The organism is Streptomyces sp. NPDC006393, from assembly GCF_040628575.1.
Lineage (GTDB): Bacteria > Actinomycetota > Actinomycetes > Streptomycetales > Streptomycetaceae > Streptomyces.
The window spans coordinates 16,741-42,081 of the sequence record NZ_JBEXZD010000043.1 but is presented as its reverse complement, the minus strand read 5'-3'; the positions used below and the strand labels follow the sequence as shown (position 1 = coordinate 42,081).

General features: G+C 71.7%; 25 protein-coding genes. 17 read left to right on the top strand and 8 right to left on the bottom strand.

Going from position 1 to position 25,341, the window contains the following annotated elements; genetic code table 11:
• Positions 1–61: 61 nt before the first annotated feature.
• Together ABZ484_RS19600 and ABZ484_RS19595 are read right to left on the bottom strand one after the other, a co-directional pair.
• Positions 62–631 (bottom strand): S1 RNA-binding domain-containing protein, encoded by a 570-nt coding sequence (locus tag ABZ484_RS19600; RefSeq protein ID WP_358867152.1) that lies wholly within the window; start codon positions 629–631, stop codon positions 62–64.
• A gap of 239 nt (positions 632–870) precedes the next feature.
• Complete coding sequence (locus tag ABZ484_RS19595; protein ID WP_358867151.1) at positions 871–1,179, bottom strand: hypothetical protein; 309 nt, start codon at positions 1,177–1,179, stop codon at positions 871–873.
• Positions 1,180–1,231: 52 nt separating this feature from the next.
• On the opposite strand from ABZ484_RS19595, the gene ABZ484_RS19590 reads away from it, so the two are divergent.
• Entirely contained in the window at positions 1,232–1,354 is a 123-nt protein-coding gene (locus tag ABZ484_RS19590; RefSeq protein ID WP_358867150.1) for a hypothetical protein, read from the top strand.
• Between the two features lie 164 nt (positions 1,355–1,518).
• On the opposite strand, the gene ABZ484_RS19585 is transcribed toward ABZ484_RS19590, so the two are convergent.
• The gene (locus tag ABZ484_RS19585; protein ID WP_358867149.1) at positions 1,519–1,878 is read right to left on the bottom strand and encodes a hypothetical protein; all 360 of its coding nucleotides are present in this window, start codon (positions 1,876–1,878) and stop codon (positions 1,519–1,521) included.
• A 268-nt stretch (positions 1,879–2,146) separates the two neighbouring features.
• Here ABZ484_RS19585 and ABZ484_RS19580 point away from each other — a divergent pair, with 268 nt between their 5' ends.
• The 5 genes from ABZ484_RS19580 (at position 2,147) to ABZ484_RS19560 (ending at position 5,911) form a co-directional block, all read left to right on the top strand.
• Positions 2,147–2,404, top strand: coding sequence for a hypothetical protein (locus ABZ484_RS19580; RefSeq protein WP_358867148.1), 258 nt, complete (start codon positions 2,147–2,149; stop codon positions 2,402–2,404).
• A 65-nt stretch (positions 2,405–2,469) separates the two neighbouring features.
• Positions 2,470–2,943 (top strand): hypothetical protein, encoded by a 474-nt coding sequence (locus ABZ484_RS19575; protein WP_358867147.1) that lies wholly within the window; start codon positions 2,470–2,472, stop codon positions 2,941–2,943.
• Between the two features lie 141 nt (positions 2,944–3,084).
• Entirely contained in the window at positions 3,085–4,008 is a 924-nt protein-coding gene (htpX, locus tag ABZ484_RS19570; RefSeq protein ID WP_358867146.1) for a zinc metalloprotease HtpX, read from the top strand.
• Positions 4,009–4,010: 2 nt separating this feature from the next.
• Positions 4,011–4,652 carry a hypothetical protein gene (locus tag ABZ484_RS19565; protein ID WP_358867145.1) on the top strand — a complete coding sequence of 214 codons (642 nt, stop codon included), beginning with the start codon at positions 4,011–4,013 and terminating at the stop codon, positions 4,650–4,652.
• Between the two features lie 74 nt (positions 4,653–4,726).
• Entirely contained in the window at positions 4,727–5,911 is a 1,185-nt protein-coding gene (locus ABZ484_RS19560; RefSeq protein WP_358867144.1) for a winged helix DNA-binding domain-containing protein, read from the top strand.
• Between the two features lie 55 nt (positions 5,912–5,966).
• On the opposite strand, the gene ABZ484_RS19555 is transcribed toward ABZ484_RS19560, so the two are convergent.
• On the bottom strand, positions 5,967–6,281 hold the full coding sequence (locus tag ABZ484_RS19555; protein WP_358867143.1) for a hypothetical protein: 315 nt from the start codon (positions 6,279–6,281) through the stop codon (positions 5,967–5,969).
• 171 nt (positions 6,282–6,452) lie between these two features.
• Here ABZ484_RS19555 and ABZ484_RS19550 point away from each other — a divergent pair, with 171 nt between their 5' ends.
• Together ABZ484_RS19550 and ABZ484_RS19545 are read left to right on the top strand one after the other, a co-directional pair.
• Positions 6,453–6,818, top strand: a complete 366-nt coding sequence (locus ABZ484_RS19550; RefSeq protein ID WP_358867142.1) for an arsenate reductase family protein — start codon at positions 6,453–6,455, stop codon at positions 6,816–6,818.
• Positions 6,819–7,008: 190 nt separating this feature from the next.
• The gene (locus ABZ484_RS19545; RefSeq protein ID WP_358867141.1) at positions 7,009–7,734 is read left to right on the top strand and encodes a hypothetical protein; all 726 of its coding nucleotides are present in this window, start codon (positions 7,009–7,011) and stop codon (positions 7,732–7,734) included.
• A gap of 11 nt (positions 7,735–7,745) precedes the next feature.
• Here ABZ484_RS19545 and ABZ484_RS19540 read toward each other — a convergent pair whose 3' ends face one another.
• Positions 7,746–8,603, bottom strand: a complete 858-nt coding sequence (locus ABZ484_RS19540) for an alpha/beta fold hydrolase (RefSeq protein ID WP_358867140.1) — start codon at positions 8,601–8,603, stop codon at positions 7,746–7,748.
• 154 nt (positions 8,604–8,757) lie between these two features.
• On the opposite strand from ABZ484_RS19540, the gene ABZ484_RS19535 reads away from it, so the two are divergent.
• From ABZ484_RS19535 to ABZ484_RS19510, 6 genes are all read left to right on the top strand, one after another.
• Positions 8,758–9,261 carry a helix-turn-helix domain-containing protein gene (locus ABZ484_RS19535; protein WP_358867168.1) on the top strand — a complete coding sequence of 168 codons (504 nt, stop codon included), beginning with the start codon at positions 8,758–8,760 and terminating at the stop codon, positions 9,259–9,261.
• Positions 9,262–9,414: 153 nt separating this feature from the next.
• Positions 9,415–10,443 (top strand): glutamine synthetase, encoded by a 1,029-nt coding sequence (gene glnII / locus ABZ484_RS19530; RefSeq protein ID WP_358867139.1) that lies wholly within the window; start codon positions 9,415–9,417, stop codon positions 10,441–10,443.
• An 84-nt stretch (positions 10,444–10,527) separates the two neighbouring features.
• Positions 10,528–11,445: a hypothetical protein gene (locus tag ABZ484_RS19525; protein WP_358867138.1), complete on the top strand. Its 918-nt coding sequence runs from the start codon at positions 10,528–10,530 to the stop codon at positions 11,443–11,445.
• A 330-nt stretch (positions 11,446–11,775) separates the two neighbouring features.
• A complete protein-coding gene (locus tag ABZ484_RS19520) occupies positions 11,776–12,423 on the top strand; it encodes a winged helix-turn-helix domain-containing protein (RefSeq protein WP_358867137.1) in 648 nt (215 codons plus the stop codon).
• A gap of 64 nt (positions 12,424–12,487) precedes the next feature.
• A complete protein-coding gene (locus tag ABZ484_RS19515) occupies positions 12,488–13,582 on the top strand; it encodes an NAD-dependent epimerase/dehydratase family protein (protein WP_358867136.1) in 1,095 nt (364 codons plus the stop codon).
• A gap of 213 nt (positions 13,583–13,795) precedes the next feature.
• A complete protein-coding gene (locus tag ABZ484_RS19510; RefSeq protein ID WP_358867135.1) occupies positions 13,796–15,379 on the top strand; it encodes a DUF1996 domain-containing protein in 1,584 nt (527 codons plus the stop codon).
• A 104-nt stretch (positions 15,380–15,483) separates the two neighbouring features.
• Here ABZ484_RS19510 and ABZ484_RS19505 read toward each other — a convergent pair whose 3' ends face one another.
• Positions 15,484–15,897 carry a hypothetical protein gene (locus ABZ484_RS19505; protein ID WP_358867134.1) on the bottom strand — a complete coding sequence of 138 codons (414 nt, stop codon included), beginning with the start codon at positions 15,895–15,897 and terminating at the stop codon, positions 15,484–15,486.
• A gap of 136 nt (positions 15,898–16,033) precedes the next feature.
• Between ABZ484_RS19505 and ABZ484_RS19500 the strand changes: the two genes are divergently transcribed.
• From ABZ484_RS19500 to ABZ484_RS19490, 3 genes are all read left to right on the top strand, one after another.
• Positions 16,034–16,552: a tetratricopeptide repeat protein gene (locus ABZ484_RS19500; protein WP_358867167.1), complete on the top strand. Its 519-nt coding sequence runs from the start codon at positions 16,034–16,036 to the stop codon at positions 16,550–16,552.
• Between the two features lie 49 nt (positions 16,553–16,601).
• On the top strand, positions 16,602–18,518 hold the full coding sequence (locus tag ABZ484_RS19495; RefSeq protein ID WP_358867133.1) for a hypothetical protein: 1,917 nt from the start codon (positions 16,602–16,604) through the stop codon (positions 18,516–18,518).
• 95 nt (positions 18,519–18,613) lie between these two features.
• Complete coding sequence (locus ABZ484_RS19490) at positions 18,614–19,339, top strand: TetR/AcrR family transcriptional regulator (protein ID WP_358867132.1); 726 nt, start codon at positions 18,614–18,616, stop codon at positions 19,337–19,339.
• Between the two features lie 23 nt (positions 19,340–19,362).
• On the opposite strand, the gene ABZ484_RS19485 is transcribed toward ABZ484_RS19490, so the two are convergent.
• Together ABZ484_RS19485 and pulA are read right to left on the bottom strand one after the other, a co-directional pair.
• Positions 19,363–19,719 (bottom strand): 5-carboxymethyl-2-hydroxymuconate Delta-isomerase, encoded by a 357-nt coding sequence (locus ABZ484_RS19485; RefSeq protein ID WP_358867131.1) that lies wholly within the window; start codon positions 19,717–19,719, stop codon positions 19,363–19,365.
• A 39-nt stretch (positions 19,720–19,758) separates the two neighbouring features.
• Positions 19,759–25,173: a pullulanase-type alpha-1,6-glucosidase gene (gene pulA / locus ABZ484_RS19480; RefSeq protein ID WP_358867130.1), complete on the bottom strand. Its 5,415-nt coding sequence runs from the start codon at positions 25,171–25,173 to the stop codon at positions 19,759–19,761.
• Positions 25,174–25,341 lie beyond the last annotated feature (168 nt).

Genomic DNA, 25,341 nt, shown 5'->3' with positions numbered 1-25,341 from the left:
GGCGCTCAGACGCTACGCATCGCTCGCGCAAGGGAAACGTCACGGGGATGCAGAGGTGTCATCAACGGTCTGTTGAGCCCTGTCGTCGGGAGAGGACCAACCTGCGTCGCTCTCGGTCGATCTCGGTGACGACGACGGTGACCTCGTCGCCAACCTGGACGACCTCTGAGCGAGTTTCCACGGACGTCCGTGTGGGCTCCCGTAGGCGGACCAGTCCCTCGATTCCGTCGGCGACCTGGACGAAGATGCCGAACGGGACCAACTTGGTGATCTGTCCGTGCAGTTTCTGCCCGACCGCGATGCCGTTGGCGAATGCCTGGAAGGGATCCGGCCCCGTCGCTCGCAAGGACAGTCTGGCCTCCAGGTTCCAGGTATCAAACTGAAGGAATTCACAGGAGACCCGCTGCCCAACCTGCACGACGTCGGAGGCTGCTTCGAAGCGCCGCCAGGACAATTCCGGGATCGTGATGAACCCGACGCCGGGGAAGACTGGGTGATCGGGGCCGTCGTCCAGCGCCACGAACACGCCGAACCGTTCGACCCCTGTGACGGTGCCGGAAAGGAGCTCGCCGCAGTGCAGTGACTCCAGAAACGCCCAGAGCTCTGGGTACTCAGGCTGTCCGCCGATCACGCCCCCAGCTTTTCACTTCCCAGCCACAGCACCAGATCCCGTTACGGTTTTCTCTACCTCTTTCTCTGCCTCATCAAGCACCCGTCGTCGCTTCGCTCCTCCGGGCGGGCACACGGGGCATGAGGTCAGAACACGTCGTGGCTGGGGCGGTCGGCTCCGCGACTTCAGCCAGCCACTTTGGCGCGAGCCTCGAAGATCATGGCCCCCACGTCGTGCTTTACCGGGCAGGTCCACTCTTCTCAATACGCGTACAGGAACACGTCCATGAACAACATGAACACACCGCTCGCGAAGACGATGCCGCCGAGCACCCGGAAGAACCAGGTCGGCAGCGCACGCCGCTCGGCGTGGGTCAAGCTCATGATCTTCTGAGCCTCACGTTCCAACTTGGCCTGGCGCATGCGGATCAGCGCGTCTGTTGCGCCTCGGACGTTGAAGACGAGCGCGCCACCGTACAGCACGCCCAGCACACCAAACACGCACACGAGGATCAGGCCGCGAGCCGGCGGAGCCGCGTGGCCCGCTACGGAGAAGAGATCGACAGACATGGCGCGATCATGCCAGCCTCGTCGACTGGCAGGTCTACAAACTGCCCGACGTGTGTCAGGGCACAAGTGGGACCAGGGCCGCGCACTGTCGCCCGGCGAGTTCAGCGGCGGCAACGGTCACGCAGTCGCCTGGTTGCAGCGCCTTGGCTTCCAGGTCGAGAAGCTGATCACGTGAGTCGCAACGCTGATCGACTACGCCGTCAGAGATCAAAGACCCGGCGGGTCACTTTTTCGACGTGTGACAGGCCGCTGTCGCGAGGCAGAGAGGCAGAACCGTGAGGGCCGCCACCCGGAGACCAGTCCGGGTGGCGGCCCTCGGTCGTGCCGCGTGGGATGCCGTCACAGCAGACCGAAGAGCCCGCCGAGACCACCGAGGCCGCCAAGGCCACCGATGCTGCCGAGGCCACCGAGACCGCCAATGCTGCCGAGGCCACCGAGGCCGCCGATGCCGTCGTAGAGGAAGCCGCCGTAGCCGCCGTAGCCGCTGCCATAGCGGTCGTAGCCGCCGCCGCAGCCGCCGCCCCACGAACCGCCGCGACCGCAGTCACCGCCGCCATGGGCGGCGACATGGGCCGGGGCGACCGTCGTGGCGGACGAGGCCGCCGAGGCCGTACCCGCCGTGCCGAACGCGGCGCCACCGGCCAGAAGGACACCGGCCGCGGACATCGCGAACAGCCGCCTGACGCGTTGTGCTCTCATGGGAGTACCTTCCTTCCACCCACCGCTCGGGCGGGTTTCCGAGGCATGAGGCGGGTGGCCACGGCCGCAGCGCAAACCCTCCCCACGAGGCTAAGCGCACACCGATCGCGCAGCATCTTGAGCCGAAAGAGTGAAGGAGCGGCGCACCGGGTCGCGGCCCCGTCGGGAGCCGTGCGTTCCGCGCCGTCGTGCAACCTTCCGGCGCTTCAGGCGTCTCCTACAGACGGAAGATGATCCTTTGCCGACGAGCTGGAGTGAGGTAACGGGGATGACCGGACACGACGACCTCGAGAGCGAGTTCGATCACCGATGGGCGAACGCCGCCGAGCAGAAGGAGCCCTCCGCCCGGGCCCGGATGCTGGCCGCCCGCTGGAAGGACAACCCCCCGGCCCCGGTCCCCTTCCGCGCCGACCCGGACCCGGCCGCCCCCCGCCGTTCCTCCTGGATATCGACGGCCGTGGTCCTCGGCTGCGTCGCCGCCCTGATCCTCCTGATCGGCTACGCCCGGACCAGCGCCATGTTCTGAGTGTCCTGAGCGTGCTGAGCGTTCGGCGGGGGAGTCCGAGCATCCGGTGAGAAGGGGCCTGGGGCATGCGTCGCGAGACCGAGGACATCGAGGGCGGCGAGGCCGCGGCGGAACGGCTGGCGCAGGGCGTACCGCTGCGGGACGCCCTCGCCGTCGCCGACCCCCGCGCCTGGCTCGCGCTGGACGCCGGCGTACGGGAGGCCGACTGGTACCGGTACCGGCCGGGCCACCCGCCAGGGCCGCGCAGGGAGCACGCCGCACCCCTGCCCGCCGACCCCGCGTTGCTCGACGAGCCGCGACTCGCCCTCGCCCTGTGCCACCGCGACGGCCGGAAGCGTGAGCGGGCCCTGCGCCGGGCGGCGGCGCACCCCGGGCTGCTGCCGCTGGTGGTGATACGCGCCGCGGACTGGGCGGAACCTGCTCCCGTACGACGTACCGGGCGCAGGCCCGCACCAGGTGAGCTGCTGGAGCGGGCCCGTCGTCTCTTCAGCGACCACGTGCTCGAGCGGCGTGCCTGGGAGGCCGGGCTCGACCGCTGACGCCGCGCTCGCACGGTCCACGCGCCCCGCCGTCCCCGCAGGGTCCTTTGCCTCTGCTGGAGGCGTTCGGAACCCGTTCATGGCCGGTCTCAGGTGCACACTGGATGGCGGGACGAGTGCCTGACTGCGGGGTGATGCAAGATGCAGAGCCGCTTCCGGAGCGACCGACGGCTGACCGTGCGCATGGGGGTCACGCTGTTCCTGCTCGGGCTGCTGTACGTGGCGTTCGTGGCCGCACTGATCGTGCTGCTGAAATCCTGGGTGCTGGTCGTGGTGATCGCGGCGGTCGCCCTCGGCGCCCAGTACTGGTTCTCCGACCGGATCGCACTGTTCGCGATGCACGGCCGGGTGGTGGAGCGGGAGGAGTATCCCGAGCTGCACGCGGTCGTGGACCGGTTGTGCGCCATCGCCGACATGCCCAAGCCGGTGGTGGCCGTGTCCACCTTCGACATGCCCAACGCGTTCGCCACGGGGCGCAACCCGGACAACGCGGTGGTGTGCGTCACGACCGGGCTGCTGCGGCGGCTGGAGCCCGCCGAGCTGGAGGGCGTGCTGGCCCACGAGCTGTCGCACGTGGCCCACAAGGACGTCGCCGTGATCACCGTCGCGTCGTTCCTCGGCGTGGTCGCGGGACTGGTCGTGCGGTTCGCGTTCTACTCGGAGCTCTTCGGCGGGCGGGGCCGCAAGGACCAGAACACCCTGGCCGTGTTCGCCATGGTCATGGGCGTCTCCGCGGCCGTGTACGCGATCAGCTTCCTGCTGATCAGGGCGCTGTCCCGGTACCGGGAGCTGGCCGCGGACCGGGCGGCGGCCCTGCTGACCGGGCGGCCCTCCGCGCTGGCCTCCGCGCTCACCAAGGTCACGGGTGACATCGCCCGGATCCCGTCGGAGGACCTGCGCACCGCCCAGGCCTTCAACGCCTTCTACTTCACCCCGGCGCTGGGCTCCGAGCCCGGCATCTCCCGGTTCTTCTCCACCCACCCGAGCCTGGAGCAGCGGCTGGAGCAGCTGGGACGGATCTCCGCCGAGCTGGGCGAGGCCGCGACGCCGGGGAGGGCGGGCTGAGCATGGGGCTCCTGGACATCCTGCTCGGCCGTACGAAACCGGCTCCGCCGGACCTGGACCAGTTGTTCGGGCTGCCGTCGGCGGCGGTGACGCTGGAGGCCGCGGCGGGCCTGAGGCCGACCGGGCAGGGCGCGGTGTGCTTCGCCACGGTCGAGGGCGCCGCGTTCGAGCAGACGCACCGTGAGGTGCAGGCGCTGCTCGACGCGGACACCGACCGCACGGGCCCGCCGGTGGAGCTGTCCAAGGACGCCTACGGCTACTCCTGGCTGGTCTCCCGCCGCGCCCCGGACCAGCTGCCGGAACTCGTCAACGACCTGCACGCGGTGAACAGCGCGATGGAGGTCAACGGCTTCGGCCCCCAGCTGCTGTGCTCCCTGGTCGGCTTCGCCGACGGCGAGGCGGACGGCGAGGCGGACAACAAGGGCGAGGCGGACAGCAAGGCGGGCGGCGGCTCCGGCCGCCGTCTGGCGCTGGTCTACCTCTACAAACGGGGCACCTTCTACCCCTTCGCCCCGCTGCCCGACCGCCCGCACCAGCGTGACAACGCCCTGGAGCTCCAGCTGAAGGCCACCCTCGCCAACGACCTGCGCGTCGAACAGGACCTGAGCCGCTGGTTCCCGGTCTGGGGCGCCCCGGGCCTGTGACCCTCTCCCGGCCGGTTGTCAGTGGGATCGGGGAGGATGCTGCCCGTACGAGCGGGACGACGGGTGGAGGGCGCATGGGGCATCCGATTCGGTACGTCGACGTCGCCGAGCGGCGGGCCAGGCTGGCCCTGCGGCACCGGCTGGCCGCCGGAGCACGGGCGGGCGGTCCGGAGGAGGTCGCGACGTCCCTGGTGGCACTGCACGGCACGGACCCCGCGACGGTGTACCTGGGGGTGGCCGCGCGTCTGGCCGATCCGGTGACGGCGGTGCCGCGGACGGAGCGGGCGCTGTACGAGGACCGCGCGCTGGTGCGGATGCACGGCATGCGGCACACGGTCTTCGTGTTCCCGGCGGAGCTGACCGCCGTGGTGCACGCCTCCACCGGAATCGCCGTCGCCGCCCGCGCCCGCTCGCAGCTGATCAAGGACATGGCGGCGGTGGGCGCGCCGGACGCGGCCTGGCTGAAGGAGGTCGAGGAGTCGACGCTGGCGGCCCTGGCCCGGCGCGGTCAGGCCACGGCGGCCGAGCTCGCCGAGGACGAGCCGCGGCTGCGGGAGCAGTTCGCGTACGCGCCGGGCAAGAGCTACGAGGGCGTGCACACGGTGTCGTCCCGGCTGCTGCGCCTGCTGGGGGTCGAGGGCAAGGTCGTACGCGGCCGGCCGCTCGGTTCCTGGACGTCCACGCAGTTCCGCTGGGCCCTCGCGCCCGAGCATCCCGAGCTGGACGTCGCGGACGCCCAGAAGGATCTGCTGCGCCGCTGGCTGGCGGCCTGCGGACCGGCGACCGAGGCCGACCTGAAGTGGTGGACGGGCTGGCGGGTGACGGAGGTGCGGCGCGCGCTGGCGGCGATGGGCGCGCAGGAGGTGTCCCTCGACGAGGGCACGGGGTACGTGGTCGCCGGCGACACGGATCCGGTGGCGGTCCCCCGGGAACCGTGGGCGGCCCTGCTGCCCGCTCTCGACCCGACGGCCATGGGCTGGCAGCAGCGCGACTGGTATCTCGCGCCGGAGCTGCGGCCCGCGCTCTTCGACCGCAGCGGCAACGTGGGCCCCACGGTGTGGTGGAACGGCCGGGTGGTCGGCGCCTGGGCCCAGCGCCCCGACGGCGAGATCGCCTGGCGGCTGCTGGACCCGAAGAACACCGGCCGCGAGGCGGAGACGGCCGTCACCGAGCAGGCCCGCCTCCTCCAGGAGCTGCTCGGCCCGACCAGGGTGACGCCGCGTTTCCGCACACCGCTGGAGAAGGAGCTGGCGGCGTAGGCAGGTTCGGTTCGCCGGCCGGTCCGGGTGAGTGCCCGGACCGGCCGGCGGCGGCTCAGCGGGAGTACCGCATGAGCGCGCGCACCATGTGACAGGTGGTGTCCGACGGCGGGTGCACACCGATGAGTTCGGCCGTGCTCCGTATCGTCTCGTCGCGCGCCTGACCCGGCAGATAGACACCGGAGTCGAGCAGGGCGATGGCGAGCCGCAGGGCCTTCAGGCGGCGGTTGTGCGTGACGTACCACTCCCGCGGACGTCCGGCCGGCAACGGCCGCTTCTCCACGGGGGCGTACGGCAGGTCGAGCAGGACGGGACGCTTCGCGGTGGACTGGGTCGGCAACGGCTTCGGCTTCAGTGCGGCAGCGGGCACAGGCATCCTCCTGTCGCGTGGGGGTGCTCCACGGGGACCACGGCGACCCCGGCGACACCCTCGAACACTGCTTCTATTCTACTGCCGGCCACTGACAAAACCCCCTGGCCACAAGGCTGTCGAGGCTGGTGTGACGCAGGCGGAAGACGAGTTTTCGCGTACCGTGGCGCCATGGAGATCTGGATCAACCCGGCCTGTTCGAAGTGCCGCAGCGCGATCAGCCTGCTCGACGCCGAGGGCGCCGACTACACCGTCCGCCGCTACCTGGAGGACGTACCCACCGAGGACGAGATCCGGGCGGTGCTCGACCGGCTCGGGCTGGAGCCGTGGGACATCACCCGTACCCAGGAGGCCGACGCCAAGGAGCTCGGCCTGAAGGAGTGGCCGCGGGACGCCGGTGCGCGCGACCGCTGGATCGGCGCGCTGGCCACGCACCCGAAGCTGATCCAGCGTCCCATCATCACGGCCGACGACGGCACGGCGGTGGTGGCGCGGACGGAGGACGCGGTGCGTGACGCGCTCGGGCGGAAGGGCTGAGCCGCCTCCGGCTTCCGTCGGCTTCCTTCGCCTTCCGTCGGCTTCCTTCGCCTTCCGTCGGCTTCCTTAGCCCTCCGTCAGTTTCCTTGTGACGCACGTTACTTCGACCGACTCCCGCAACCGCTGAGTAACCTCGTTCGGCATCTCGTACATAGCGGCGTACGCTCCCCTACCTCTTCAGGAGGCGCGCATGTCGCGCAGGAGAACCCTCAGTACGAAGAAGAAGATCGCGCTGCTGGTCGGCGCGGCGGCGGTGGCGGGAGGCGGGGCCTTCGCACTGGCGGCCACGTCCAACGCCGCACAGCCGCAGAGCCCGCGCACCCTGTCCGCCGGGGACTCGACCGTCTGCCAGGGACTCGCCACCGCCCTCGGCAACAACCAGAAGTTCATCGACGGGCAGAAGGCCAACCCGGACGCCCAGTCCGAGGCCCGGATCGCCAACCGCCAGGCGGTCATCGAGGAGATCAAGCGCAAGCAGGCCGCGTCCGGCTGCACGGTTGGGGAGTCGGCTCAGGACTCCCAGACCGGCGGGCAGGCGCAGAACGGACAGCAAGCGCAGAACGGGCAGCAGGGCGGACAGCAGGCCGGCGGCGGGCAGGCAGCGCAGCCTTCGCAACCCGCGCAGACCGGTGCGGCGGGAAACTCCGGCGCCGGGGGCGCTGCCTCCGGGCAGCAGGTCTGCCAGGGCTCCACCGTCACGCTCTCGGGCGAGGGCGGTGCCCCGGCGGCGTCCAGCAACCAGTTCCCGGCGGGTACGACGCTGAAGGTCACCAACCTCGACAACAACAAGTCGACGACGGTGAAGGTCACGTCGGTGTCCGGTAGTTGCGTGCTCCTCAACAACGCGGCCTTCGAACAGGTCCGCGAGTCCGGCAAGTTCCTGATCCGGCACGCGCTGATCGAGAAGGTGGGGTGACGAGAGGACGCTCAGCCCGCCTCCAGGAAACCCGTGAGGCGGCGGCCCAGCCCGGCCGGCGCGCCCTGCGGCAGCGCGTGGTGCGAGACGTCCGGCAGTACGTCGGTCTCCCCGCGCGGCAGCGTCGCGCCCGCCCTGGCCGCCACCCGGTGGCTGTCGTGGGTCCTGCTGTTCCCGGCCAGGAGCAGCAGGACCGGCACCTCCAGTGCGCGCAGCGCCCCCGGTTCCGGGCGCGGGCCGGTCACCGGCCTGGTGGAGGGGAAGCCCGCGGCCGCCTCCTGGAGCCGGAGCCACTCCGGGTCCAGTGGGGCCGGGCCGGTCTCCCATTCCAGGAAGGCGCGGACGCGGCGCGGTGAGGGCCGCAGCAGCATGGGCAGCGCGTGCAGCAGGTACGCCGCCTCGAATCCGGCGAAGCACCGCGTCGGATCGAGGAGGAACAGGCGGCGGACCCGGCCGCGGGCGTGCAGCGCGTAGTGCAGGGCGATCCAGCCGCCGTAGGAGTGCCCGCCGAGGTCCACCCGGCGGGCTCCGAGGTGGTCGAGGACCGCGTCGAGCCAGACCGCCAGGTCGGCGACCGTACGGGGGTGGCGGTCGCCGGCCGGGGCGCTCAGCCCGGGCGCGCCGATCAGGTCGACGGCGTGCACCCGGCGGGTGCGGGCCAGGTCGGCGGCCTGGGCGTACCAGGAGAGGGAGGTCGCCCCGCCGCCGCCCGGCAGCAGGAGCAGCGGGGGCGCTTCGCGCGGGCCGCACGAGTTGACGCGCGTGTCGCCGAAGGGCGTGGCGACCGTCAGCGCCTCGCGGTCCGCCGGCCACTTGGCCAGCACCTTGCCGTACGCGGCGTGGAAGGCGTCGCTGTCGTATCCGGCCACGGGACAACCCCCTATTATCTCGTTGAGCAAGATATTCGCTGAACGAGACGATAGCGCGGGAGGTTCCCTCGTGGCGCCGGAGACCGAGCCGGAGACCGAGCCGGAATCCGAGACGGCAGCGCAGCCTGACGCGCGGCCGGACACGCGGCCGGAGATGGAGATCGTCCATCTCCTGCGCGCCGTCGCCGTCGAACTCGGCCTGCACAGCGCCCGGTTCGCGAGCCGCAACGGCATGCACGCGACGGACGTCCGGGCCCTGATCGCGCTCATGGACGCCCGGCGGGCGGGCGAGGAGATGACCGCCGGACGGCTGGGGGCCGCGCTCGGACTCAACTCGGCCGGGACGACGGCGCTGCTCGACCGCCTGGAGGGGGCCGGCCATGTGCGGCGGGTGCGCGGGGCGGCCGACCGGCGCAAGGTCGTCGTCGAGGTGGAGGAAGGCGCGGTCGAACTGGGCCGGTCCTTCTTCGGACCGCTGATCGAGCGGTCGGTGGAGCTGCTACGCGGTTACGACGACCACCAACTGGCCGCGATCCGGGGCTTTCTCGGCGGGGTACGGCAGGCCGCCGCGGCGGAGCAGTCCCCCGTTCCGTCCCCCGCCCCGTCCCCCAGCCGGTCCTCCGCCCCGCCGGCCGGGCGCTCAGCACGTGATACGTGACACAGCGGCCCCAGGTAACACGGGGTTCACACTCGGGCAACGGCCGGGAAATCGCGCGTTGACAGGCTGCGGGCATCAACGGCGGCGCTCCGGTGCCGCAGCGCCGCAGCACCCGCAAGTGCGCCCGAGTGACACCCCCGAAGGATGTGGCCCGTGAGCTTCAAGGCTGAGTACATCTGGATCGACGGCACCGCGCCGACGGCCAAGCTGCGCTCCAAGACGAAGATCCTCAGCGACGACGCCAAGGGCGGCGAGCTGCCGCTGTGGGGCTTCGACGGGTCCTCCACCAACCAGGCCGAGGGGCACTCCTCGGACCTCGTGCTCAAGCCGGTCCTCTCCTGCCCCGACCCGATCCGCGGCGGCGACGACATCCTCGTGCTGTGCGAGGTCCTGAACATCGACCTCACCCCGCACCGCTCCAACACCCGGGCCGCGCTCGCCGAGGTGGCCGAGCGGTTCGCCGCCCAGGAGCCGATCTTCGGCATCGAGCAGGAGTACACCTTCTTCAACGGCTCCCGCCCGCTGGGCTTCCCCGAGGGCGGCTTCCCGGCCCCCCAGGGCGGCTACTACTGCGGTGTCGGCGCCGACGAGATCTTCGGCCGCGAGATCGTCGAGAAGCACCTGGACAACTGCCTGAAGGCGGGCCTGGGCATCTCCGGCATCAACGCCGAGGTCATGCCGGGCCAGTGGGAGTTCCAGGTCGGCCCGCTCGCCCCGCTGGAGGTCGCCGACCAGCTGTGGGTGGCCCGCTGGCTGCTCTACCGCACCGCCGAGGACTTCGGCGTCTCCGCCACCCTGGACCCGAAGCCGGTCAAGGGCGACTGGAACGGCGCCGGCGCGCACACCAACTTCTCCACCAAGGCGATGCGCGAGGGCTACGACGCGATCATCACCGCCTGCGAGTCGCTCGGCGAGGGCTCCAAGCCGCTGGACCACGTCAAGAACTACGGCGCCGGCATCGACGACCGCCTCACCGGCCTGCACGAGACCGCCCCGTGGGACAAGTACTCCTACGGCGTCTCCGACCGCGGCGCCTCCGTCCGCATCCCCTGGCAGGTCGAGAAGGACGGCAAGGGCTACATCGAGGACCGCCGTCCGAACGCCAACGTCGACCCGTACGTCGTGACGCGCCTGATGGTCGACACCTGCTGCACCGCGCTGGAGAAGGCCGGCCAGGTCTGATCCACCGCCCGGTTCATGTGAGGGGCGCCCACCGCCGAGGTGGGCGCCCCTCACGTTGTCAGTGGCGGGTGGCACAGTGGGATCATGGAGATCGACGGGGGCCTGGCCGTCACGGTCAGGACGGAGGACGACCGCGTCCGTACGCGCCTTACGGCCGGCGAGCTGCGGGAGCTGGTGCTGCGGATCGGGGATGCCGGCGACCGTTTCCTGGTGCTTCAGCGGATACCGGACCTGCCGGATGTGTTCGCTCAGGTGTGGCACGAGGCGGGCGGGGACTGGCGGCTGGAACACCGGCGCGACGCGGACGCGTTCTTCGGCGCGCAGCTCACGGACCCCGAGCGGGTGGCCCGGCTGCTGACCGGCTGGGCGCGGCAGGAGCCCGGCTGGGACGCGGACGTGGACTGGGAGCCCATGGAGCCGGAGCCGCGTGAGGAGGTTCCCCCGCTCGGTCCGGAGGTCGCCGCGCGGGCCGAGGGCCATGTGCGGGAGATGCTCGCCGACGGCTCTCTGGGCATCCGGCGTCTGGTCGAGGAGACCGTCTACCTGATGGAGGACGCCGTCTCCGCCGCGCAGGCCAGGGAGATCGTCGAGCGGCTGTGGCTGGAGCGGGTCGCCGAGCAGGAGAGCTGGGACGGCCCCACCGACCCCGACCGTCTGGAGGAGGCGTTCGCCGCGCTGGAGCGGGCCGGCATCGTCGCCCGGGAGGACTTCACCTGCTGCCGCGGCTGCGGCATGGCGGAGATCGGGGGCGAGGTGACGGACCCGGACAGGACCCGGGGTTTCGTGTTCTTCCACCACCAGTCCACCCGCGCCGCCGCCGAGGGCCACGGCCTGACGCTGCACTACGGCGGGTTCGACGGCTCCGAGAAGACCACGGCGACCGTCGGACGCGAGGTCGTCGCGGCCCTGGAAGCGGCGGGGCTGTCCACGGACTGGGACGGCGATCCGGGCCGGGCCGTCACCGTCACGCCCCTGACCTGGCGCAAACGTCTGACCGGCTGAGCGGTGCCGGGCCGACTCCGCGTCAGGATGCGTCCAGCCAGTGAGAGACGGGTCCTGTCCGTGCGCAGTGTCTGCTTCAATGGAGCCATGGTCGGCATCCAGAAGCACCTCGCGACGGGTCGCCATGACCTCGAGCCCTTCTGGCCTTCCCGTCAGCATCACGACTTCGACCGGGTGTGTTGCCGCGCGCTGAACGCGCGGGCCCTGTAAAGCCGTACACCCCGGCCTTCGGCCAGCGCGAAACGACGTACGTCCCTCGGCGCGCCCGACCACGGACTCGCGGCCGCCGTCCCGTCCGACGAACTCCTCGCGCGAAAGAGCTGACCTCTCATGGCGACCAACCGTTCCCTCTCCTCCGCCTCCCGTTCCCTCTCCCCCGCCTCCCCGCTCGCCGCACCCGCCCGGCACCGGCTGCGCGCCGTCGACCGGGACGAGGTGGCCGACGTCGCGGACATCCTGCCGCCGGGCAGCACCTGGCTGCCCGCCCCGCAGCACACCCTGCCCACCCTGCCCGGCCGGCCGCCGATGGTCGGCTACCTGGTGCTGGTCCCCGCGGACCAGCGGCCCCCGTTCCTGCCGGTCGCGGTGCCGGAACCGACGGAGGCGGACGCGCAGCCCTCCCCGGAGGCGGACGCGCAGGCCTCCCCGGAGGCGGACGGGCCGGCCTCCCCGGAGGCGGACGCCGAGCCGCTGGTGCGGATCGACACCGTGCGGCGCACCGCCGCCGTCGCGGGCCGGCAACTCGACCTCACCTACCTGGAGTTCGAGCTGCTCGCCCACCTGGTCGCGCACCCGCACCGGGTGCACACCCGCGACCAGCTGGTCACCACGGTCTGGGGCTACGGCCATGTGGGCGACGGCCGCACCGTCGACGTCCACGTCGCCCGCCTCCGCCGCAAGCTGGGCGCCGAGCACCGCGGGACGATCCAGACGGTGCGCCGGGTCGGCTACAAGTACGCCCCTCCCCTCGGCCACTGACACGGCGTCTGCTGACGGCAGATCCGAGTTCCCTCCCGCCGCCGGACCGGGCACAGTCACCGGTATGAGACTTCTGGTGCTGGGTGGTTCGGACTTCGCGGGACGGGCCGTCGCCGAGGCGGCGGTCGGGCGCGGCTGGGATGTGACGGTCCTGAACCGGGGACGGCGGACACCGGTCCCCGGGGTGCGGTCCCTGACCGGCGACCGCACCGCGCCCGACGGGCTCGCCGCACTGGCCGCGCACGACGGCGAGAACGGCCGGGACGGCGAGTGGGACGCCGTCGTGGACACCTGGTCGGCCGCGCCCCGCCCGGTCCGCGACGCGGCGCGGCTGCTGCGGGACCGGGCCGGCCGGTACGTGTACGTGTCGAGCTGCTCCGTCTACGCCTGGGCCCCGCCCGCCGGTTACACCGAGGAGGCGCCCCTGGTCGAGGGCGCCGACGCCGACGCCGACGCGACGGACTACGCCCGCGACAAGCGGGGCGGCGAACTGGCCGCGACCGGCGCCTTCGGGCCCGACCGCGCGCTGCTGGTGCGTTCCGGGCTGATCCTCGGGCCGTACGAGAACATCGGGCGGCTGCCCTGGTGGCTGGACCGGATCGCCCGGGGCGGTCCCGTGCCGGCGCCCGGCCCCCGGGACCTGCCCCTTCAGTACGTCGACGTCCGCGACCTCGCCGCATGGATCCTCGGAGCGGTGGAACGGGAGCTGAGCGGCCCGTACAACCTGATGAGCCCCCAGGGACACGCCACCATGGGCACGCTGCTCGACGCGTGCGTACGGGCGACCGGCTCCGACGCCGAACTGCGCTGGACCGATCCGCAGGCCGTCCTCGCCGCGGGCATCGAGCCGTGGACCCAGCTGCCCGTGTGGGTGCCCCCGGGCAGCGAGGGGCACGACGCGCTGCACAGCGCGGACGTCTCCCGGGCCGTGGCGACGGGGCTGCGCTGCCGGCCGGTCACGGAGACGGTCGCCGACACCTGGAGCTGGCTGCGCGACATCGGCGGCTCCGCTCCGCGACGCCCGGACCTGCCCCCGGTGGGGCTGCCCCCGGAACTGGAGGCCAAGCTCCTGGGCGCCGGGCTGCCGGGGTCCGGTCTGCCCGACGCCGACCCCGACACCGACGCCGAAGCGGCCCCCGCCCCGGACCGCGGCCGCTGACGGCCACCGATGAGGGCCGCCGCTGACGACCACCCCCGGCGGTTCGACAACTCGTCACCAGAAAAGCCCAGTTGGTACGCCTGATGCCCGGCGGGACCGGAAGCAATTCGTGCGTCGGCTGAACACCTCTGCGACGGCATCCGTATGGAAGGGAGCCGCTTCACTCCTGTCGGGCGCCTCGATGCTGCCCCGCAAGGAAGTCAGAGGAGTTCCATGGGACGCAACACACGAAAACGCCGTACGCCGCTGGCCACGAAGGCCATAGCCGCATCGGCGGCCCTAGCGCTCGGTGGGGGCGGGCTGATCTGGGCGAACTTCTACGCATCCGCGCACGAGTCGCACAACGACGCGTGGGGGGACCGGACGAAGGCAGCGAGCGCCCAGGTGGCGACGATCTCCTGCCCGGACATCGGCCAGAAACTCTACGACGTGCCCCGCCAGGCCCGTGGCGAGGTCGACGGCGAGCTCGCCAACCTCGACCGCCAGATCACCGAGGCCTACCAGCGCCTGGCGACCACGCGGGACGCCCAGGCCAGGGACGCGAGTTTCGTCCAGAACACCATCCTGGGGCCGCTGAAGGACCGGCGGAAGGCGATCGTCGACCGGATCGTGCTGGAGATCAACCGGGCGGGCGGCCGGGCCCCGGGCAATCTGGACGGCCTCACCGCGTGCACCGGCACCCCCGCCGACAACAACCAGCAGGACGGCGGCGGCCAGCAGGGCGGCGACGGCCAGAACACCGGCGACCAGCAACAGAACGGCGACGGCCAGCAGGGCGACGGTCAGCAGCAGAACGGTGACGGCCAGAACGGCGGCCAGAACAGCGACGGCGGCCAGCAGGGCGGTGGCGACGGCCAGCAGGGCGGTGGCGGCGGCCAGGCCGGCAACGGCCCCTCCGCGGACGACTTCGTCGACATCACGACGGTCCAGCCCAACGTCCCGGCCAAGCCCCGCAGGATGCGCAACGCCTCGACCGGCACCTTCACCACCCGCTGCGGTGTGAACGCCAACAAGAACCACAACACCGACAACGTGATCGTGGCGCCCGGCGTGACCAACGGCGCGCACCACCTGCACGACTACGTCGGCAACCAGAAGGTCGACGCGTTCTCCAGCAACGACACGTTCCTCCAGGGCGGCACCAGCTGCCAGAACAAGAACGACCTGTCGGCGTACTACTGGCCGGTGGTCCGTGTGCAGGACGGCACGCAGGACTTCGACCAGAACGCCGACGGAGGCGGCAAGGAGGGCAACGTCGGCAAGATCCTGACGCCCAAGTCGGCCCAGATCAAGTACGTCGGCAGCCCGACCGGCAAGGTCGTGGCGATGCCGCAGTTCCTGCGGATCATCACCGGTGACGCCAAGGCATTCACCAACGGTCCGGCCAACGCCAACGCGCACTGGAGCTGCACCGGCTTCGAGAACAAGGTCCAGCTGACCGACAAGTACCCGATCTGCCCCGACGGCAGCGACGTGGTGCGCACGTTCGCCTTCCAGAGCTGCTGGGACGGCCAGAACATCGACAGCGCCAACCACCGCACGCACGTGGCCTTCGCCGACGCGAACGGCAACTGCCAGAACGGCTTCAAGGCCATTCCGCAGCTGACGATGCGGCTGGTGTACGCGGTGACGCCGCCGCAGATCGAGGACGGCCAGGTGAAGAACGCCTACGCGGTCGACGGCTTCCCGGAGCAGCTGCACAAGCCGATCACCGACCACGACGACTTCATCAGCGTCACGACCAACAACCTGGCGAACAAGATCGCCAACTGCATCAACTCCGGGCGCAGGTGCTGACACCCGCACACCCGCACACCCGTAGCGGGGTGTGAAGGAAGAGGAAGCGAGAAGGCCGGCGGCGGAGGGGGATCCCGCTGCCGGCCTTCCGCCTGTTCCGGGGCTCAGCCGCCGTGGCCGGCGTGCGCGTGGTGGTCGGTGCCGATCTCCACGTCGCCGCCGAGGGTGCCGCGCAGCGTCCTGACCACGCCGTCGTCGCCGACGGCGACCCACTTGCGGCCGACGAGGTAGTAGCCGCCGTAGTCCTTGGCCTCGTTGATCCACTCGCGCTGGCCGCGGTCGGTGGAGAAGGTGGCGAGGACGAACCTGCCGGTGGAGGTGGTGCAGATGGCCTGCCGGATGGTGTCGGCGTCGGTCTGGATGTCCGGCTTGCACCTCACTTCGGCGGCCAGGCTCTCCAGGCTGCCGGTCGCCACCGGCGGCACCTTCGCGGTCGCGTCGCCACCGGAGCCGCAGCCCGCCAGCGCCACCGCCGCCACGGCGGCGGCCGCCGCGAGCATCGGTCGGGTCACCCTCATCTGTTCCTCCGCTTCCGGCGGTCCCTTGCGTCGGCACACAGCCCGAGCATGCCGCGGAGGGCCCCGGCGCGGGCCCCGCCCTTCGATACGGCTCTGCCGCGCACAGCACTCAAATCGCGTGGCCCCGGGGGCACGTGTGTGCGAGGGTGGGCCGGTGAACCAGGACTGGGAAGACCGCGTGGCCGCCGCATGGGCCCGTTTCGACGACTGCTCCGAGAGCGAGGCGTCCGCGTTCCGGGCGGTGATCGACGCGCTCGTGGCCGAACTGCCGGCGGACAGTCCCGTCGGCCCGTTCGAGCAGGCGTGCGCCTGGGACTCCACCGGGCACTCGGACCGGGCCGTGCCGCTGTACCGGGAGGCGCTGGCCCGCGGTCTCGACGGCTACCGGGGCCGCCGGGCGAAGATCCAGCTGGCCAGTTCCCTGCGGAACACCGGGCAGCCGGAGGAGGGCGTCAAGCTGTTGACGCCCGAACTGGACGCCCCGTCGGACGAGTTGGACGACGCGGTGCGGGCCTGTCTGGCCCTGTGCCTGTCCGGTCTCGGCCGCGACCGGGAGGGCCTGTCGCTCGTCCTGGGCGCCCTCGCACCCCACCTGCCGCGTTACCAGCGGTCCATGGCGAACTACGCCCGTCTGCTGGTGAGTCCGGACGGCTGAGTCACCCGTCTGGCGGTGACCATTCAACGATTCGCTCGTTCTGCTGAACGTGCAGTCACAGGATGTCGCCCCGCGCCCCTCGTCCTCCTCCGAGCCGGTCGTCGACGTCGAGCAGGCCGAGGCCGCGCTCGTCGAGCACTACCCGCGGCTCGTCCGGCTCGCCTATCTGGTGCTCCCGCCGGGCCTCGGCCGCAGCCGTCGCGTTCTGACCGCGCACTCGCTCACCCAGCGCGCGCTGCCCCGGGGCCGGGCGTCGGCGTCCGCGATTCCCGCCCAGCCGGCCGGCCGCGACGCCGACCCGGGCTATGCCTTCCTGCGGGTGGCGGTGGTACGGACGGCACTGGACGCGGACCGTCCGCGCGGGCGCGGCCGGTGGCCCCGGCGCGGCCAACTGCCGCCGCTGCTGCCCCAGGTGTGGGGTCTGAGGCTGTTCCCGCGGTCGGGCGGCGCCGACGAACTGGCCCTGGACCAGACGCTCGCGGCGCTGTCCGGCCCGGCCCGCGCCGCCTATGTGCTGCGCGGGCTGGAGCGGCTGCCGGACGCCGCCGTCGGCCAGGTGCTGTCGGCGGCGGGCGTGGCCGACCCGGGCGCCGCGCTGCGGCAGGCCGACCGGGTGCCCGCGCAGTACGCGCTGCTGGACTCCCCCGAGTTCGACCCCTGCTCCCTTCAGGCCCGGCCCACCGACCTGGTGCGGCGCAGGCAGCACGCCAAGGCCGCGCTGGCCGCCGCCGCCGCGCTCGCCGTGTGCGGTGCGCTGGTCGCGCTGCCCGGCGGCGGGTGGGGCCCGGACGGCGCCGCCGCGCCCGCCTACGCGCGGAACCCGTCCGCCGAGGCCGCCCTCGACCCGGCCAAGCTGACCAGGGCGGCGCCCACCGCCTGGCGGACCGCGGCCCGTCTGGACTTCTCCGTGTGGCCGGCGCGCGGCGACCTGACCGGTGACACGGCGCTGCTGCGCCGGGCCCTCGCGGTGTGGGCCCGGCCCGGCGGGTCCGTCCATGTCTCGGCCACCCCGGGCACCGCGTCGGGCGCTCCTGCGGGGCCGCCGCAGCTGCTCTACGCCGGCGACATCGACAACGCGCACGTGGTGGTCCTCTACGACGGGCTGCGCATCGCCCGTTATGCCGAGCCGAAGCGGTCCACGGCCGGGGCCGCCCTGGACTTCGCCCGTGTCGACGGCGCCGCCGGCGCGGAGGCGTCCGCCGTGGTCCTGGACCGCCCCGACGGCAACGTCCGCTATCTGACGGCGCCCTGGGTGACGAAGGCGGCCCGGCGGGACCTCATGCGGTCGACGGCCGCTCCGGTGGACCTGGGTCTGACGGACGGCGTCACCGGCCCCCTGGCCGGTCCGGCCCAGCAGACGGGCGCCTGCACCCGGTGGAACGTGCTCCAGCTGACCGGCGACGACGGCACGCACATCCTGAGCGACCTGGGGGAACTGGTACCCGCCCACCTCACCACGGGCCGTCCGGCCGCCCCGGGCGAGGCGTCGAGCGCGGCGGGGCTGAGCACCTGGGCGCCGTTCGCCTGCTCGCTGGGCGCGGTGCGCGGGCAGGGCGTGCGGTCGGTCAACGCCTGGCGGTACGCCGAGCAGCCGCTGCCCGACGCGAGCGGTCCGGCCTCGTGGGTGTGCACGCGGGCCGAGACCTGGCGCGGCGCCGGTCCCCGGGTGCTGGCCCAGTTCCGTGCGCCGGGCGGGAAGTACGGCGCGGTCGCGGCGAAGGCCGGTGACGTGCCCGCGTGCGGCGCGCGCGACCCGCATGTGCTGGCCGGTGTGCTGTGGAAGTCGGCGGGGGGTTCCTGGTACCTGCTCGCGGCGGGCGACGAGGCGACCGCGTCGGTCAGCGCGTCCGGCGGGGTGCGCGCCACCGGCCGGGGCAACCTGCTCGCCGTGCGCGCCGGGCAGGGCGCACGGGCGGACCTGAAGGGCACGCTGGCCGACGGCCGTACGCTCGGCGTGCTCCGTTAGGGCCCTGGCGCGCACTGCCCGTTGCGACCGGCGCCTGTGAACCGGGCGCTGGATCCGGCCGGTTCGCGGCCGGATCCGATCGGTAAGGTGTTCGCATGAGCACCGGGGTTCGCCGCAGAATGGGAGTCGAGGAGCGGCGGCAGCAGCTGATCGGCGTCGCCCTCGAACTGTTCAGCCGGCGCTCGCCCGACGACGTCTCCATCGACGAGATCGCGTCGGCGGCGGGCATATCGCGCCCGCTGGTCTACCACTACTTCCCCGGCAAACTCAGCCTGTACGAGGCGGCGTTGAAGCGCGCGTCGGACGATCTGGCGGCCCGGTTCGCGGAACCGCACGAGGGTCCGCTGGGGGCGCGGCTGCTGCGTGTGATGCACCGGTTCTTCGACTTCGTGGACGAGCACGGACCCGGCTTCTCGGCGCTGATGCGCGGTGGCCCGGCGGTCCCCGCGGACGGAGTCCGCTCAAAGGACCACGTCAACCACGTCTCCACGACCAACGCGCTGATCGACTCCGTGCGCCAGGCCGCGTACGACCAGATTCTCACGCATCTGCGGGTCACCGAGGCGCCCCCACGACTGGAACTGGTGGTCCGCTCGTGGATCTCGCTGGTCGAGTCGACGGCGCTGATCTGGCTGGACGGCCGGCGCATCCCGCGCGCCGAGCTGGAGCTCCAGCTCGTGCACGACTTCGCCGCGCTGGCATCGGTCAGCGCCGCCTACGACCAGGAGATGGCCGCGCTGATCGGCCCGGTCCTCAAGGAAGAGCCGGCCGACGGCCCCTTCGGGGACCTGGTCGGCCGGCTCGTCGCACTCGCCTCCTAGAGCGTCTCGCCAGTACGCGGGCCCTAGGCGTCGTACTTCCGGTAGGACGGGTCGAGGTCGCGCACCTCGGCCGACGCGTGCAGCGCCAGTCCCTCGACCGGCTTCACATGCGTGCGCAGCGCCTCGAGGACGGCCTCCGTCAGGCGCGCCTTGGTCTCGTCGGTGCGCCCGGCCAGCAGGCCGATGCTGACGTGCACGATCGCGTGGCCCTCGGCGTCCGGGCCGACGGTGGTGTCCTCGGTCCGGCGGAACTGCGTCTTGCACGCGGGGGGCTTGGCGGCCGCGATCTCGACCGTCCGGGCGTGCAGCTCCCGCGCGAAGGCACGGCGGTCGAAGGCGTCCGCCAGCCGCTCGGAGTAGTCGACGGTGATCTGCGGCATGAAAGCACACTCCTGTTCTACGGCAACCTGGACTTCAGCCTAGTTCGTGAACACCGCGACCGTACGGGCCGGAACGCTGAACGTGCCGGTCGACGCCGTGTACGACGAGGTCTTCACCACCGGGTCCGCGCCCGAGGCCTGCACCGGGTGCAGCCGGTAGTGCTCCCCGGCGAGCGTGGTGACGCGCTGCTCCTGCCGCTCGGGCGTGGCGTTGAACACCACGACCAGGTCACCGAGGCTCATGGTGATCACGCCCGGGGTCTCGTCCTTCCCCGACAGCGGGAAGCACAGCCGCGACTGCACCTGCGCCGTCGTGCCCAGCGAGAACGCCTGCTCGGCCGTACGGATCTTCAACAGGTCCCGGTAGGCGGCCGAGGCGCCCTCGATCTGGGGGCAGCCCACCTTCACCGAGGTCAGCAGCGGCTTGGCGTAGGGCCACTTGTCCTTGTTGTCGGCGGCCATGGGCAGTCCGCGCCCGAAGCCGTTGCCGTCCGCGCAGTTCCAGTGGATCGCGTTGAACCAGTCGCCGCTGTCGAAGGAGTTGCGGTCCAGCGACTTCGAGCGCAGCAGGTCGGTGCCGGCCTGGGAGAGCGCCGGGCCCTGCGAGAGCGTCGCCGTCGCCATGGCCAGGACCTGCATCCGGGCCCGGTCGGCGGCGCTCGTCGAGGCGGGCAGTTTGTAGGTCAGCGCGTCGAACAGGGACTCGTTGTCGTGCGCGTCGACGTAGGCGAGGGCGTCGCCGGGCGCGTCCGCGTAGCCGGCGGGCGAGCCGTTGTAGTCGATCTCCGCGCCGGTGACCTCCTTGCCGTCGGTGTCCGTGAAGTGGTACTTGGCGAGGTTGCCGGTCAGGCCGACCTTGATCAGGTCCTGGTAGTGCAGCAGACGGGCCTTCTGCTCGTCCTTGGTGCCGTTGGCCGTGGAGGAGTTCGGGTCGGTGTAGAGCCCGGACGCGAAGCCCTGGATGCCCGGGTCCGAGTCGAAGGGGCTGCCGCCGCGCACCGCGTCACGGGCCCGGTCGGAGAAGGTGGCGATGCCGGTGCCGGCCATGTTCTGCTGCGTGGCCTGCACGAACCGTGCGTCGTTCGCGACCTCGCCGAAGTTCCAGCCCTCCCCGTACAGGATGATCTTCTTGCCGTCCACGCCGTCCTTTTCCGGGGTCAGCGCGTCGAGGGCCTTCCTGACCGCCAGGATGTTGGCCTTGGGGTGGTGGCCCATGAGGTCGAAGCGGAACCCGTCGACCTTGTACTCCTTGGCCCAGGTGACGATCGAGTCCACGACCAGCTTGCCCATCATGGCGTTCTCGGGCGCGGTGTTGGAGCAGCAGGTGCTGTTGGCCACCGAGCCGTCGGCGAGAAGCCGCTGGTAGTAGCCGGGCACGATCTTGTCGAGGACGGAGGTGTCCGCCTGGCCGCTGGCCGCCGTGTGGTTGTAGACGACGTCCATGACGACCCTCAGCCCGTCCTGGTTGAGCGCCTGCACCATCTCGCGGAACTGCACGGTGCGGGCCGTGCCGTCCGGTTCGGTGGCGTAGGAGCCCTCGGGGACCGTGTAGTGGTAGGGGTCGTAGCCCCAGTTGTAGGCGTCCTTCGCGGCGGTCTTCGCCACGCACGCCTGCTGCTGCTCGGAGTCGGCCGGCCAGGAGGCCAGGTCGCAGTCCGGGACCGCCTGGTCGGCCTTCTTCTCCGGGATGGTGGCGATGTCGAAGGCCGGCAGCAGGTGGACGTAGGACGTGCCCGCCTTCGCCAGGTCCCGCAGATGCCTCGAGCCGTCGCTGTCCTTGTCGGTGAAGGCCAGGTAGGTGCCCTGGTCCTTGGCCGGGACGGTCTTGTCGGCGACCGAGAAGTCGCGGATGTGCAGCTCCTGGATCTGGGCGTCGCGCAGCGGTACGGCCTTCGGCTTGGCCAGGTGCGACCAGCCGCTCGGCGCCAGCGCCTTGTCGTCGAGGTCGGCGACGAGGCTGCGCTCGCTGTTCGCGGTGAGGGCGACCGAGTAGGGGTCGGTGACCTTGTTGGTGACGACCTGGCGGACGCTCGGCGCCCACACCTTCACGACGTACCGGTAGGGCTTGCCCTTCCAGGACGCCGGGCCGGTGACGGACCAGACGCCGGTGGTGTCGTCGCGGCGCATGGCGACGCTGTGGCCGTCCAGCTCCAGGGCCACGTTCTGCGCGGTCGGCGCCCACACGCTCAGGGTGGGCCGGCCGTGGTGGAAGACGGGACCGAGCTGGGCCTTGGTGGCGCTGCCCGAGTAGAGGTCGTCGAGCGCGCCGGCGAGCTGGACGCCCGTAGCCGCGAGCACGGCCCCGTTCGCGGCCCGCTGGGAGGCGACGACCTGGCCGCGCAGGGCCTGCCGCACCCGGTCGCGGTCGCGCGGGTCGACGGACCAGGCGGTGTACTCCTTCAGATGGGGGAACTTCGCCTTCTGCGCGTCCGTGAGCGTGGTCTTCGTAAGGCGCAGCCAGCGCTCGTCGTCGCTGGTCAGGGCCCCGTCCTTGACGGTGATCGAGCCGTCGGCGGAGTAGAGCAGCTGGGTGGAGGCGGCGCCGTCGGCGCCGTTCCACGCGACGGTGTCCCGGTCGATCCAGACCGCCTTGGACGTGGACAGGTCCAGGGCGCCGGCGCTGCCCGTGGGCTGCGGCAGCAGCGGCTTGTCCTGCCCGCTCACCAGCCACACCTCATGGCCGTTCGCCGCCGTGAGGTCCAGGGACTGGTCGGTGGGCAGGTCCTTCTCGTCGCCCTTGTGCAGGATGTAGCTGAGGCTGGTGGCACCGTCGGTGAGCGGTACCTCGAAGACCGCGCCATAGGAGTCAGTCTTGACCGGCTGGAGGGGTTTCGACCAGTCGGTGGGGTTCGCGGCGCCGGTCCACACGTGCAGGCCCCAGCCGTCGTAGTTCCCGTCGGCGCGGTGGTAGTGGAGGACGGCCTTGGTGGTGTCCTGCGCGGGGTAGTCGGCGGGCCGGGTGGTCTGGACGGCCTCCTTGCCCTGTTCGACCCAGACCTCGCCCGTCCTGGTGACGTCGATGGACCGGTCGGCGGAGACGTCCTTGTTCCCGTCCTTGTCGATCACCAGGAAGCCGACGTTCGAGGCGCCCGGCTTGAGCCTGACGTAGGCGAAGGCGCCGTAGGCGTCGCGGCCGGTGAAGGGGTGGCTCGCGGGCCAGGTGGTCGCCTCGCCGTCGGCGAGGTCGCCCCAGGCGTACAGGCCCCAGTCCGCGTAGTCGCCGTCGGCGCGCTTGTAGTGGACGATCGCGTAGTCGCGGGAGGAGGCGGTGGGGACCTCGGGGGCGGGCGGGGTGCCGGTGGTGGAGGCCGCGGTGGTGCTCGCCGTGCGCCCGGCCGAGTCCACGACGACCGCCTTGTAGCGCAGGGCGGTGCCGGCCGGCACGGTCTTGTCGAGGGTCTGGGTGACCTTGTAGGGGGCGTGGTCGGCGGAGCCGAGGACCTTCCAGGGCCCGTCGCCCACCTGGGCGGCGAAGACCACCCGGTTCAGCTGTCCGCCGGTGACGTCGGCGCTCAGGTCGACGGTGCCCGTGGCTCCGGCGGCCGGGGCCGTGAGGCCGATCGCCGGCTTGACGGCCGGGGCCTCGAGCCGGCCTGCGGCCTTGAGGACGACGGCGGACCCGGCCGGGACGGTGACGGTGACCTTGCGGGCGGCGTCGGAGGTCACGGTGGCCTTGGTGCCGTAGATGCCCTGGTACGCCATGTCGGCGGAGCCGGTGGCGAAGGTGGCGCTCCGGTCCTCGTCGGCGTTGTTGAGGGCGACGACGTACTCGGCGCCGCTCTTCGCGTCCGTGCGGGTGAAGGCGTAGACACCGGCGCCGTCGGCCGCGTACCGCTCGGTCTGGACGCCGTCGGTGAGGGCCGGGTTGTCCTTGCGCAGCTTCGCCAGATCGGCGATCTGCCGGTACAGCGGCGCGCCGGTGTCGTAGGAGTCGCTCGCGTGGGTGCGGTCGGTGCCGATCTCGTCGTCGTCGAGGTAGTCGGCGACCTTGGAGGCGAACATGGTCTGGCGGGCGTCCTTGTCGCCGCCGGAGCCGGTGAAGCCCTGCTCGTCGCCGTAGTAGACGACGGGGTTGCCTCGGCTGAGGAACATCAGCTCGTTGGCGAGCTCGTCCTTCTTGAGGATCTCGGCGTCGTCCGCCTTCGGGTTGTCCTGCTCCAGGAAGGACCCGATGCGGCCCATGTCGTGGTTGCCGAGGAAGGTGACCTGCTCGTAGGCGTTGGCCTTGTCGGTCGTGTACTTGTAGTCGTCGCCGAAGACGGAGGCGAGCTTCTTCGCGCTGCCGCCCTGTGAGGCGTAGGCGCGGGCCGCGTCCTGGAAGGGGAAGTCGAGGGTGGCGTCGAGGCGGCCCTGGGTGACGTAGGGGGCCGTGACGGAGGTGTCGGCGGAGTAGACCTCGCCGTACATGAAGAAGTTCCTACGGCCGTGCTGGGCGGCGTACTTGTCGAGCGCGGTCGCCCACTGGGTCCAGAACTCCATGTTCACGTGCTTGACGGTGTCGATGCGGAAGCCGTCGACGCCGAAGTCCCGCACCCAGCGCTCGTAGATCTTCTCCATGCCGCTGACGACCTCGGGGCGCTCGGTCCACAGGTCGTCGAGGCCGGAGAAGTCGCCGTAGGTGGCGTTCTCGCCGGCGTAGGTGGAGTCGCCGCGGTTGTGGTACATCGTCGGGTCGTTGAGCCACGAGGGGACCTTGAGGTTCTTCTTCGCGGCGGGAACGGTCGGCGTGTACGGGAAGGAAGAGCCGTCGACGGCGGGGAACTTGCGGCCGCCGACCGCGTAGTCGGCGTCGTCGAAGGGCCGGCCGTCCTTGGTCAGATAGGGGAAGGCGCCCTTGGAGAGGTACTGGTGGGACTGGCCCTCGTAGTCGACGACGTCGGCCGTGTGGTTGGTGATGACGTCGAAGAAGACCTTCATGCCCTTGGCGTGCGCCTTGGAGATGAGGCCGGCCAGGTCCTTGTTGGTGCCGAAGTGCGGATCGACCTGGGTGAAGTCGGTGATCCAGTAGCCGTGGTAGCCGGCCGAGGCGTCCTTGCCGGTGCCCTGCACGGGCTGGTTCTTGAAGATGGGCGCCAGCCAGATGGCGGTGGTGCCCAGGCCCTTGATGTAGTCCAGCCGGTCGGTCAGGCCCTTGAGGTCGCCGCCCTGGTAGAAGCCCTTGTCGGTGGGGTCGTAGCCGGTGGCGAGCCGGGAACCGGTCAGTCCGCCCTTGTCGTTGGACCTGTCACCGTTGGCGAAACGGTCCGGCATGACGAAGTAGAACTGCTCGCGGGTGTCGTCGTGCCGGGCGGGCTGGGCGGCGAGCGCCGCGTCCGAGGGGGGTGCCGGCGGGGTGGCGGCCCGGGCCGCCAGTGGCTGGATCAGGGCGGCGGCGAGGGCGGCGGCGGTGACGGCCGCTGCCCTTCTCGCTCGCGGGGTACGGCGCGTACGGGGCGCCGGCCATCTCGGTATCACAGGCGGTAACTCCTAGCGATTACGGCTCTTCTGGGTCCGACCCCCGCGCCGCGGCACGACCGCGGTGCCGGGCGCGCCGCGTGACCGTATCGCTGGCGAAAGCCTTACAGCAAGAGGCGTGAAAGCCCCAGCAAGAACTTTCACCGCACTCGTGAAGGTGGCGGGGGA

Bases quoted from the DNA above. Each gene is read 5' to 3' on its own strand.
- ABZ484_RS19550 (WP_358867142.1), top strand. From the start codon at position 6,453: ATGGAGATCTGGATCAACCCGGCCTGTTCGAAGTGCCGCAGCGCGATC.
- ABZ484_RS19525 (WP_358867138.1), top strand. From the start codon at position 10,528: ATGGAGATCGACGGGGGCCTGGCCGTCACGGTCAGGACGGAGGACGAC.
- ABZ484_RS19510 (WP_358867135.1), top strand. From the start codon at position 13,796: ATGGGACGCAACACACGAAAACGCCGTACGCCGCTGGCCACGAAGGCC.
- ABZ484_RS19575 (WP_358867147.1), top strand. From the start codon at position 2,470: ATGCGTCGCGAGACCGAGGACATCGAGGGCGGCGAGGCCGCGGCGGAA.
- ABZ484_RS19545 (WP_358867141.1), top strand. From the start codon at position 7,009: ATGTCGCGCAGGAGAACCCTCAGTACGAAGAAGAAGATCGCGCTGCTG.
- ABZ484_RS19490 (WP_358867132.1), top strand. From the start codon at position 18,614: ATGAGCACCGGGGTTCGCCGCAGAATGGGAGTCGAGGAGCGGCGGCAG.
- ABZ484_RS19565 (WP_358867145.1), top strand. From the start codon at position 4,011: ATGGGGCTCCTGGACATCCTGCTCGGCCGTACGAAACCGGCTCCGCCG.
- ABZ484_RS19580 (WP_358867148.1), top strand. From the start codon at position 2,147: ATGACCGGACACGACGACCTCGAGAGCGAGTTCGATCACCGATGGGCG.
- ABZ484_RS19485 (WP_358867131.1), bottom strand. From the start codon at position 19,719: ATGCCGCAGATCACCGTCGACTACTCCGAGCGGCTGGCGGACGCCTTC.
- ABZ484_RS19560 (WP_358867144.1), top strand. From the start codon at position 4,727: ATGGGGCATCCGATTCGGTACGTCGACGTCGCCGAGCGGCGGGCCAGG.
- ABZ484_RS19520 (WP_358867137.1), top strand. From the start codon at position 11,776: ATGGCGACCAACCGTTCCCTCTCCTCCGCCTCCCGTTCCCTCTCCCCC.
- ABZ484_RS19505 (WP_358867134.1), bottom strand. From the start codon at position 15,897: ATGAGGGTGACCCGACCGATGCTCGCGGCGGCCGCCGCCGTGGCGGCG.
- ABZ484_RS19585 (WP_358867149.1), bottom strand. From the start codon at position 1,878: ATGAGAGCACAACGCGTCAGGCGGCTGTTCGCGATGTCCGCGGCCGGT.
- ABZ484_RS19595 (WP_358867151.1), bottom strand. From the start codon at position 1,179: ATGTCTGTCGATCTCTTCTCCGTAGCGGGCCACGCGGCTCCGCCGGCT.
- ABZ484_RS19515 (WP_358867136.1), top strand. From the start codon at position 12,488: ATGAGACTTCTGGTGCTGGGTGGTTCGGACTTCGCGGGACGGGCCGTC.
- ABZ484_RS19535 (WP_358867168.1), top strand. From the start codon at position 8,758: ATGGAGATCGTCCATCTCCTGCGCGCCGTCGCCGTCGAACTCGGCCTG.
- htpX (WP_358867146.1), top strand. From the start codon at position 3,085: ATGCAGAGCCGCTTCCGGAGCGACCGACGGCTGACCGTGCGCATGGGG.